A 9,935-nucleotide genomic window follows, 5' to 3' on the forward strand; every position below is an offset into this window, starting at 1 on the left:
TCAAGTTATTCCAAAAGGATAACCACATACGCCCGGGCTTTTCCCATGCCCTTTGAGTATAGCAAATAGCATTTTTCTGCAATACTTTGTCATATTCTGCCCAGGGCTTTGCGATATTCTGCCAAAGCCCGGGAGAGACTTTGGACACAAATGCGGGGCAGGAAGGTGACAAATGGGTCCCTGAGGCCAGGGGAAAAGGAGAAAAAAGCGCCCTTGACCTTGCCCGCAAGAGCGGCTACAAGGACGCCATACGACGTTATACGAACGAGCTGTTCCGCTGCCCTTTTTGCAGCGGACCTTTTTTTTACCCTGCGCTAGACGCCGGCTCTCCCTACCCATCCCGGACATCAGGGAAATCAGGGCAGGGGAGGCTTGGCGCACACATATCAGGATATATCGCACCCCACGGGCGCGTGGAAATTTCAAGGAGGTTGCAATCCCATGGCTATTCCCATTTCTGCTCAGGGCTATCAGAGGCTCGAGAAGGAACTGGCCCAGCTGAAAGAAGATCGTCCCGCCATCATCCAGGCCATCAAGGAGGCCCGCGAACAGGGCGATTTGCGCGAGAACGCTGGCTACGACGCAGCCCGCGAGCGCCAAGGCATGAACGAGGCCCGCATCAACTATCTGGAAAACCGCCTGGCCCAGGCTACCATTGTTGATCTGGACAAGCTTTCCGGAAGCAAGGTCGTGTTCGGCTGTACGGTCACAGTGGTTGACGTGGACACGGAAGAGGAAAAGGTGTTCACCATCCTCGGCCCGGACGAGGCCAATGCAAGCAAGAAGACCATCTCCTACCAGTCTCCTGTGGGCAAGGCCCTTCTCGGCCACGAGGAAGGGGAAGAGGTCACTGTGCAGATTCCCCGCGGCAACGTTGTCTACGAAATCACGAAGATCGAGTTCCTGGGCTCAAAAGTAGTCGAGGAATAGGTTTCATGGCAAAGGCAGGAAACAATCCTGCCTTTTTCTTTGCCCTTGCCCATCAGGGAACACATCACTGAAAGCGCCACCGAGAAAGCGCCACCGAAAGCATCAGGGAAAGAGTCAGCGCCTGCAGGCGGAACAAAAAGCTTTTCGCTTGCAATCGTGTGCCCTACGCCTTAAGCAAGGGGCTTGTGGCAAGGTTGTGACAGGGGATGCCCAGGGGGATTGCGCGTCCATCATGCGTGTCCCTCATTCTCGTCCCTTATGCGCGCCCAAAAGCCTGTGCCACAGTGTCTCAATGCCAATGCCGCAGCCAGCGGGAGTCCCAATTCATGAACACCTCACTTCTCATGCCGCGGCTCATGTATCTGCTGGCAGGGCTCGCCTGGGTCGGGCTTTTGTGGCCCAGCCCCACCCCTGTCTTTCTGGCTGGCTGCCTTGCCTGCCTTTCGATGCCGCTCTACAGGGCACTGCGCAAGTACGCAAGGCGCATGCGCAGGCGCACAGAGCTCAATCTCAAGCTCTTCCTCGCCACCAATCCCGGGCCTGCTGTGCGCTTTGTTCATGTTCGCAGACAAAGGATAAAGCTGGCCTTTTTGCACAGCTTTCCCATAGCCGGCTCCTTTGCGGTCATCTTTGTCTCCATAGCCGTGCCCATAACCATTTTTATGGTTCTTGTCGCACCGCAGATTGGCGCAGGCTACGCGCGCCTGAAGGAACTGTGGGAGCACAACTTCCAGCTTCCCCCGGAATGGGCAGCCTATCTGGACAATCTTATCGCGCGCTTCGAGTCCATGCCCCTGCTTGCGCGCCTGACAGAAGAACTTCAGACCTATCTGGACACCCTGGCAGCCTATCTCACCAACTTTTCCACGGATACTGTGACAACGCTCATCAACAACGGCTTCAATGTCCTTGGCGGCACCATGAACGTGCTCTGGAGCTTCTTCCTCTTCTTTGCACTGTCCATCATCTTTACCATCTACGCTGCCCGCATACACCTTGTCACAGCCCGCATCCTGCACCTTCGCCCCCAGGTTTTGCACCGCTTTGTGCTTGCCATGCGCCAGGCCCTGCGCGCCATCCTCCTTGGCGTCATCTTCGTTGCCCTGATCCAGGGTTTTTTGTGCGCCTTGGGCTTCGCCATGGTGGACATAAGCCAGTTTGCCTTCTGGGGACTGCTTGCAGCCCTGGTAGCCCCCATCCCCGTTCTCGGCACTGCCCTCATCTGGGTGCCCCTAAGCCTTCAGCTGTGGTTCAGCGGCCTTCCCATGAAAGCCCTGGCCCTTGTCTTGTGGGGCGTGCTTGTTGTCTCCACAGCTGACAGCATATTGCGTCCCCTCTTTTTGAAGACAGGCATCAAGGCCTCCTACCTTGTCCTCATCCTTGCCATACTCTGCGGCATCTCTGCCTTCGGAACCATTGGCATCATCCTTGGACCTGTGCTCTTAGCCTTTGCCATCCAGGCCATGGAGGAAGGCAACCTTGCCTACCCGGACTTTCTGCAATCCTTGAGCGTCAGGGATGGCAAAAAACAGGTCTAGGGCAAGATCTTTTCGCAACGCTCAACAATCACCCCAATCTCCCTAATCTCCTCCAGAAGGAATCTCTTCCCTTGTTGTCCACAAAACCCGGTTTCGCCACCCTTTCCCTGCGGCAAAAAGGCCGCATCCTTCTCCTGGGCCTGTTTTTGTGCACCCTGCTTCTTCCCCTGACCTTGTTTTCCGGAGAAGTCCAGGCAGGCATACCGGTCAAGTCCGCCATAGTGCTCAACATGACCACAGGGCGCATCCTCTACCAGAAAAATGCGGATCTGCGCATTCCCCCTGCCTCGCTGACCAAGGTCATGACCTCCATGCTTGTGCACGACGCCCTGGCAGAAGGCAGGCTTACCCGCAACACCAGGGTGCGCATACCCAGGGAGGCCGCACGGGTCGGTGGCTCTACCATGAACCTCAGGGCAGGCGAACGCGTAACCATATCACAGCTTTTGCAGGGAACCATCATCTCCTCTGGCAACGACGCAGCAACAGCCCTTGCCCTCAAGGTCAGCGGCAGGCAAAGGCCCTTTGTGAACGCCATGAACACGAGGGCAAGACGCCTTGGCATGAAGGGCACTGTCTTCAAAAACCCCACTGGCCTTCCCGCAGCGGGCCAGCTCACCACTGCCCGCGACATGATGCGCCTTGCATCCGCATACCTTCGCAAATACCCTTCGGCTGCCCGCATCCACGCCATGGATTCCTATGTCTTCCATGGAAGAACACACCCCACAACCAATCCCTTCCTGGGATCAAGGGGCGTCAATGGACTTAAAACCGGCTTTACACAGGCCTCTGGCTACAACATCATCCTCACAACCCAGCGCGGCAACAACAAGATCCTCATCGTCCTGCTTGGCGCGCGCACCAAGACCAAGAGATCGGTGGCAGGCAACATCCTTCTGACAGCTGCCCACAAGTACCCGAACAACGCGCGCCTCTTCCGCCAGGCCGTTGACGGCAACTCCAAGCGCAATCTCGTCTCCTCGGAACGCAAGAAGATAGTGCGCAAGAAGGCCCATGTGAGCAAGAATCCAAAAAAGCAGCCCCGCAAGAGCGGCAAGACCAAGGTGCGCAAGAGAAGATCCTGATTTCGCTCCACAGCCGGTCCATAACCGGCCCACAGGATCGGGCATGCCCTTTTTCTTTTCTCTCTTGACCGCAAGGACAGGGCGGCGCTATGTTTGCCTAGCCCAACAGGAAAGGCCTGGCACTTAAATGCCCTGGTCCCCTCTTGAGCAATCTTTTTCTTTCAAGGAGTGGCAAAAATGGGAATCGGAATGCAGGAAATCCTGATCATCCTTCTGGTTGTACTTGTCCTTTTCGGAGCCAAGAAGCTTCCGGAAATCGGCGGAGGGCTTGGTCGGGCCATTCGCAACTTCAAAAAGGCCACTTCCGAGCCGGATGAAATAGACATCACCCCCAAGGCAGAGAAGAAAAAGACGGACGAGGAAGAGACCACTCGTTCCTAACAAAAAATCCAAATATAGGGACACGCTTTTTGCGTGGCTTTCTTTGCACAGCAAAGGATTGGGGAAACTACAAGCAAGCACGGCCCTGCCGGGTCTGATACAGGGGAGCTAGCAATGGCTGATCAATTGAACGAGTTCAAGACAGAACAAATTTCCGTATTTCTGGAAAACAGGGCAGGACGTCTTTCCGAAGTGACGCACGTGCTGGCCGAAGCAGGGCTCAATGTCCGCGCCCTCTCCCTTGCCGACACCTCGGATTTCGGCATCTTGCGCATGATCTTGTGCAATGCAAAAAAGGGCCAGGAACTTCTGAAGGAAAGGGGCTTTACCCTGGGCCTCACCTATGTTGTGGCAGTGAATGTGGACGACAGGCCGGGCGGCCTTGACGAAATTTTGCAGCTTATGACCAGCAAGAACATCAACGTCGAGTACATGTACGCCTTTGTGACCAAGACTGCCCAGTCCGCCACCATGATCTTCCGCTTCGACAAGGTGGACGAGGCCATTTCCGTGCTTCGCGAAAACAATATCGAAATCCTCACCTCGGACAAGATCTGCGTGGCCTAGGAAAAATCCCTCCCAGACAGATACTCTCCCCGCCTGGCCCCTTGAAAACAAGAGGCCAGGCGGGGCTTTTTTGTCCTCTGTTTGGGGCAGGCAGGAACCCTGTCCCAAACAGAGAGTAACTTTCCGGCATTACGTGTTTTTCCAGTTTTCGGGAAAGCGGGACATAGGCTTTTTGGGCAAACTGAACACTGGAGTAAAATCAGTGTTCAACCAACCGAAATTCCCTGTATTTCCAGTCATGGATGCAGAGGAATGAAAAAAATTTTTGCTCTCCCCCCTTCTCAATTTCACTCCCTGCCTTATCTTGTATCCCGATGCAGGAACACCACCCCAAACAAAGCCGGGAAGCCCAAATATCCAGGCATGGTTCCGGCAGAACAAATTAGTCAGTAATAAAGCGTATGGAGGAATATCCGCTATGAAACTGCAGCCGCTGAATGACCGCATTCTGGTCAAACGCCTTGAGTCCGAAGAAAAGACCGCTGGCGGTCTCTACATCCCCGATACAGCAAAGGAAAAGCCCAGCAAGGGTGAAGTCATCGCTGTGGGTCCCGGCAAGGTGGACGACAACGGCAACCGCGTTGCCCTGACCGTGAAGAAGGGCGATATGGTCCTCTTCAACAAGTACGCTGGCACGGAAGTGAAGCTGGACGGTGTTGACCATCTGGTTCTCCGTGAAGACGACGTTCTTGCCATTATCAACGACTAACAAGAGTTTGAGATATATATTCAGGAGGAAATCCTATCATGGCCGCTAAAGAAATCATCTATGACGTCAAAGCTCGTGAGCGCCTTGCCAATGGCGTTGACAAGCTTGCCAATGCCGTGAAAGTCACCCTTGGCCCCAAGGGCCGCAACGTTGCCATCGAGAAGAGCTTTGGCGCTCCGGTCATCACCAAGGACGGCGTGACCGTTGCCAAGGAAATCGAGCTCGAAGACAAGTTCGAGAACATGGGCGCCCAGCTCGTGAAGGAAGTCGCCTCCAAGACCTCCGACGCTGCCGGTGACGGCACCACCACCGCTACCATTCTCGCCCAGGCCATGTACCATGAGGGCGTGAAGCTTGTGGCCGCCGGCCGCAACCCCATCGCCATCAAGCGCGGCATGGACAAGGCCGTCGAGGCTCTGGTGAACGAACTCGCCAACCTTGCAAAGCCCACCCGCGACCAGAAGGAAATCGCCCAGGTCGGCACCATTTCCGCCAACGCTGACGCCAACATCGGCACCATCATTGCCGAGGCCATGGCCAAGGTCGGCAAGGAAGGCGTCATCACGGTTGAAGAGGCCAAGGGCCTTGACACCACCATGGACGTTGTCGAAGGCATGCGCTTCGACCGCGGCTACCTCTCCCCCTACTTTGCAACCGATCCCGAGAAGATGGTCTGCGAGATGGAGAACCCCTTCATCCTCTGCACAGACAAGAAGATCTCCAGCATGAAGGACATGCTCCCCATTCTGGAGCAGGTTGCCAAGGTCAACAAGCCCCTGCTCATCATCGCCGAGGACGTGGAAGGCGAAGCTCTTGCCACCCTGGTTGTGAACAAGCTGCGTGGCGCCCTGCAGGTTGTGGCCGTGAAGGCCCCCGGCTTTGGTGATCGCCGCAAGGCCATGCTGCAGGATATCGCCATCCTCTGCGGCGGCCAGGTTGCTTCCGACGACACCGGCACCAAGATTGAGAACCTCACCCTCAACGATCTCGGCCAGGCCAAGCGCATCAAGGTGGAAAAGGAAAACACCACCATTGTTGACGGCAACGGCAACAAGGAAGACATCAAGGGCCGCGTGAAGCAGATCCGCGCCCAGATTGAGGAATCCACCTCCGACTACGACCGCGAGAAGCTGCAGGAACGCCTTGCTAAGCTCGTCGGCGGCGTGGCCGTCATCCGCGTCGGTGCTGCCACCGAAGTGGAAATGAAGGAAAAGAAGGACCGCGTGGAAGACGCCCTGAACGCCACCCGCGCTGCAGTCGAGGAAGGCATTGTTCCTGGCGGCGGCACCGCTCTCATCCGCGTCTCCAAGGTTCTTGCCAATATCAAGCCCGCTGACGACGACGAAATGGCTGGCGTGAACATCATCCGCCGCGCCATCGAGGAGCCCATGCGCATGATCGCCCACAACGCCGGCTTCGAAGGCAGCGTGGTTGTCGAGAAGGTGCGCAACGGCAAGGACGGCTTCGGCTTCAACGCCGCTACCGGCGAGTACGAGGACCTCTTCAAGGCCGGCGTCATCGACCCGAAGAAGGTGACCCGTGTGGCCCTGCAGAATGCAGCTTCCGTCTCTTCTCTGCTCCTCACCACAGAGTGCGCCATCTCCGACAAGCCCGAGCCCAAGAGCGCAGCTCCTGCCATGCCCCAGGGCGGCATGGGTGGCATGGGTGGCATGGGCGGAATGTACTAGCATCCGGCCCCTGCAAGCCCTAGAGCTCGCAGCCTGAATTTCAAGAGGGACGACAGTTTTTACTGCCGCCCCTCTTTTTTTTGTCCCAAACCCCGGTATTCGGATTTTGCAACATCCGTATCTCGCACCAATTGCCCGCAAGGTCCGATTTTTGTTTGTCTTTCCGGCCTTTCCCGCATATGGTGCAAGTCTCTCAACAAGAGGAAAAGCCTTTCCTCATCCCCCGCTCACACAAAATATCCTTTTCACCCTCAATCATGAGAACATACGCATGCAGCTATTTGAAAAAATCCGGGAATCCGTCATTTCGGTCATTCCCATCATGGCCATCGGGATCCTGCTGCACCTGACCATTGCTCCCATGGGTGATGCCTTCGCGCCCTTTCTTGTCGGCGGGGCGCTTGTCATAGTGGGCCTTGGCATATTTCTGCACGGCACAGAGCTTGGCATGGTGCCCATTGGGCAAAAGGCAGGTGCTGCCATCACCTCGAAACGAAACGTGGCCCTCCTGCTTGTTTCCGCCTTTGTCATAGGCTTTCTCATCACCATTGCAGAGCCGGACGTGCACGTGCTCGCCCAGCAGGTCCTGAGCGTCAATCCTGCCATATCGAGCAAGGCCCTGGTCTTCATGATAGCCATGGGCGTGGGCCTTTTCGTGCTCGTGGCAGTAGGACGCATCCTCCTCAACTTTTCCTACAAGCTGGCCCTCTCGGGCTTCTACATCCTGCTCTTTGTCTGCGCAGCCCTTGCTCCTGCCGAATTCCAGGGCATAGCCTTTGACGCTGGCGGAGCAACAACCGGCCCCATGACTGTGCCCTTCATCATGGCACTGGGCATTGGTGTTGCCTCTGTGCGCGGAGGAAGGCACGCGGAACAGGACAGCTTCGGCTTCATTGGCCTTGCCTCCATTGGCCCCATTTTGGCTGTGGTGATCCTTGGCCTCCTCTCGCCGGAAAACCAGGCACAGGCAGAGGCAGCCGCAACCGAGGCAGGGGAAAAACTCTCCCTTGCAGCCATGTTTCTTGGGCGCGTTCCAACTGTCCTGCACGAGGTGAGCATGGCCCTGGCACCCCTGGTTGCCATGTTCATTGTATTCCAGCTCTTTCTCATCAAGATGCCTAGAAAGCAGCTCATCCGCATGAGCGTTGGCCTTGTCTACACCTTCATAGGCCTTGTCTTCTTCTTTGTGGGTGTGCAGGGCGGCTTCATGCCTGCAGGCAGCATCCTTGGTGCGTCCCTGGCTGCCTTCGGACACAAGTGGATCTTCATGGTGGTTGGCCTTGTGCTCGGAGCCGTGGTGGTTTGTGCCGAGCCTGCCGTGTGGGTCTTGAACGAACAGATCGAGGAAGTGTCCGGCGGCCACATAAAGCGCAACATCATGCTGGTGTCCCTGTGCTGCGGTGTTGCCATAGCCGTATGCCTTTCCATGATGCGCGTTATCTACGGTATCAGCCTGTGGTGGCTGCTTGTCCCGGGCTACGTCCTTGCCCTGGGTCTCACACGCTTTTGCCCGAACATGTTCACAGCCATAGCCTTCGACTCTGGCGGCGTTGCCTCCGGGCCCATGGCTTCCACCTTTATCCTGGCCTTTACCCTTGGCGCTTCCTCGGCCCTTGGCGGCAATCCCATCACGGACGCCTTTGGCGTTATAGCCATGATTGCCATGATGCCCCTCATCACCATTCAGATCCTGGGCATCTTGTTCCACAGAAAGGAACAAAGGCTTCTTTTGGAGCGCAGGGAACGCAGCAGGGCTGCAAGAAGGGAGAAGAACAATGGAGAGCAGTAAGACAGGTCTTGCCACTGCCACCATGGATGGCTGCAAGCTTTTGTGCTGCATAGTGGATCGCAAGCACGGAGAGCGCATTGTCAGCATAACCAAGGAGGCCGGAGCCACAGGGGGAACCATTCTTTTGGGGCGCGGTACGGCAAAGAGCGACCTTATGCAGGTCCTTGGCCTTGGGGACAGCAGAAAGGAAATAGTCCTCACCCTTGCAACCCCCGACATTGCCCAAAACATAAAACGGGCGCTTCAGACATCGGAGTGGGTGAGCAAGAAGGTCAAGGGTATCCTCTTTGTCATCGACGTATTTGCACTGCACAGAGCAAGCGTACTTTCGCTTGCCAGGGAAACGAGCATGAGCACATTAAGCCACGAACTCATCACTGTCATAGTCAACGCAGGCTACGCTGAAGACATCATGTCCGTGGCCCGCAAGGCCGGAGCCACGGGCGGCACCATACTGCACGGCAGGGGAACTGCCAGGGAAGAGGATGGCAAGTTCTTTGGGCTCACCATCGTGCCGGAAAAGGACATACTTCTCATTCTGGCAGGCACGGACAAGTCCAGGGACATCCTTGAGGCCATACGCACCTCGGAGTTCCTGCAGCAGGAAGGTCTTGGCATAGCCTTCTGCTCGGGCGTTGAGGAATTTGTCCCCTTGGGCAAGAAGTAGTCGCAAGAAGCAGACAAGACACCTTGAAATTGAAGGGGCTTTCGGAAAATTCCGAAAGCCCCTTTTTTTTGGTGCGCTCGGCATGGCGCAGTACTAGGAGGTGAAAGACCTCTGAGGGCCCGGCAGTGGGAACCTCGAGCCGAAAGACAAGGGGCTTGTCGCGAGGCAAGTTCTGAAGGAAGTCTATGGCAAACCACTGACCTAACGAACAGAAACCGTATACGAGGCTGGCGTGTCGGATGAGAGGGCCAAGAGACTCAAAGTCCAATAGCTGCACGGAAGACACGAAGGTAAATGCGGTGGGTATAAGTGGGAAAGTGCTGTGTCTTACCCGGGGAGGCCTCACAGACGGCAGCAATGCCGGAGTAAAGCTTGCTGTGAGGAGTCAGCAGAGGGCGTAGTACCCTCCTTTTGGAGGCGAAGGCCTGAACTTCTAAACAACCATCACAGGCGCTGAAATTTCAGACATGAACATGTGCGATGCAGAAGCCGCTGGGCAGAACCCCCGGACCGTTCAAAGGGTAGGTGACGGAATCACCGAGAGTATGAAAGGTGTATCAAAGTGTCTGGCAAGGACA

Annotated in this window: 9 protein-coding genes; all 9 read left to right on the forward strand. The window is 56.2% G+C overall.

The window, feature by feature from the left end:
* Window positions 1-441 precede the first annotated feature (441 nt).
* The 9 genes from greA to B5F76_RS11875 all read left to right on the forward strand — a co-directional run bounded on the left by greA (window position 442) and on the right by B5F76_RS11875 (window position 9,357).
* Complete coding sequence (greA, locus tag B5F76_RS11835) at window positions 442-930, forward strand: transcription elongation factor GreA (protein ID WP_087354817.1); 489 nt, start codon at window positions 442-444, stop codon at window positions 928-930.
* Window positions 931-1,256: 326 nt separating this feature from the next.
* Complete coding sequence (locus tag B5F76_RS11840) at window positions 1,257-2,468, forward strand: AI-2E family transporter (protein WP_087354819.1); 1,212 nt, start codon at window positions 1,257-1,259, stop codon at window positions 2,466-2,468.
* 71 nt (window positions 2,469-2,539) lie between these two features.
* Window positions 2,540-3,556 (forward strand): D-alanyl-D-alanine carboxypeptidase family protein, encoded by a 1,017-nt coding sequence (locus tag B5F76_RS11845; protein WP_239407044.1) that lies wholly within the window; start codon window positions 2,540-2,542, stop codon window positions 3,554-3,556.
* Window positions 3,557-3,733: 177 nt separating this feature from the next.
* On the forward strand, window positions 3,734-3,937 hold the full coding sequence (locus tag B5F76_RS11850) for a twin-arginine translocase TatA/TatE family subunit (protein ID WP_087354821.1): 204 nt from the start codon (window positions 3,734-3,736) through the stop codon (window positions 3,935-3,937).
* Between the two features lie 114 nt (window positions 3,938-4,051).
* Window positions 4,052-4,504, forward strand: a complete 453-nt coding sequence (locus B5F76_RS11855; protein ID WP_087354823.1) for an ACT domain-containing protein — start codon at window positions 4,052-4,054, stop codon at window positions 4,502-4,504.
* A 418-nt stretch (window positions 4,505-4,922) separates the two neighbouring features.
* A complete protein-coding gene (groES, locus tag B5F76_RS11860) occupies window positions 4,923-5,213 on the forward strand; it encodes a co-chaperone GroES (protein WP_087354826.1) in 291 nt (96 codons plus the stop codon).
* A gap of 38 nt (window positions 5,214-5,251) precedes the next feature.
* Window positions 5,252-6,901: a chaperonin GroEL gene (gene groL, locus B5F76_RS11865; RefSeq protein WP_087354827.1), complete on the forward strand. Its 1,650-nt coding sequence runs from the start codon at window positions 5,252-5,254 to the stop codon at window positions 6,899-6,901.
* Window positions 6,902-7,172: 271 nt separating this feature from the next.
* Complete coding sequence (locus tag B5F76_RS11870) at window positions 7,173-8,690, forward strand: DUF1538 domain-containing protein (protein WP_087354833.1); 1,518 nt, start codon at window positions 7,173-7,175, stop codon at window positions 8,688-8,690.
* Complete coding sequence (locus B5F76_RS11875) at window positions 8,677-9,357, forward strand: P-II family nitrogen regulator (protein ID WP_239407045.1); 681 nt, start codon at window positions 8,677-8,679, stop codon at window positions 9,355-9,357. The genes B5F76_RS11870 and B5F76_RS11875 overlap by 14 nt, the downstream gene beginning before the upstream one ends.
* The last annotated feature ends 578 nt before the right edge of the window (window positions 9,358-9,935 follow it).

Origin of the sequence: Desulfovibrio sp. An276, from assembly GCF_002159665.1 — a bacterium.
In the GTDB taxonomy this organism is placed as follows: domain Bacteria; phylum Desulfobacterota; class Desulfovibrionia; order Desulfovibrionales; family Desulfovibrionaceae; genus Desulfovibrio; species Desulfovibrio faecigallinarum.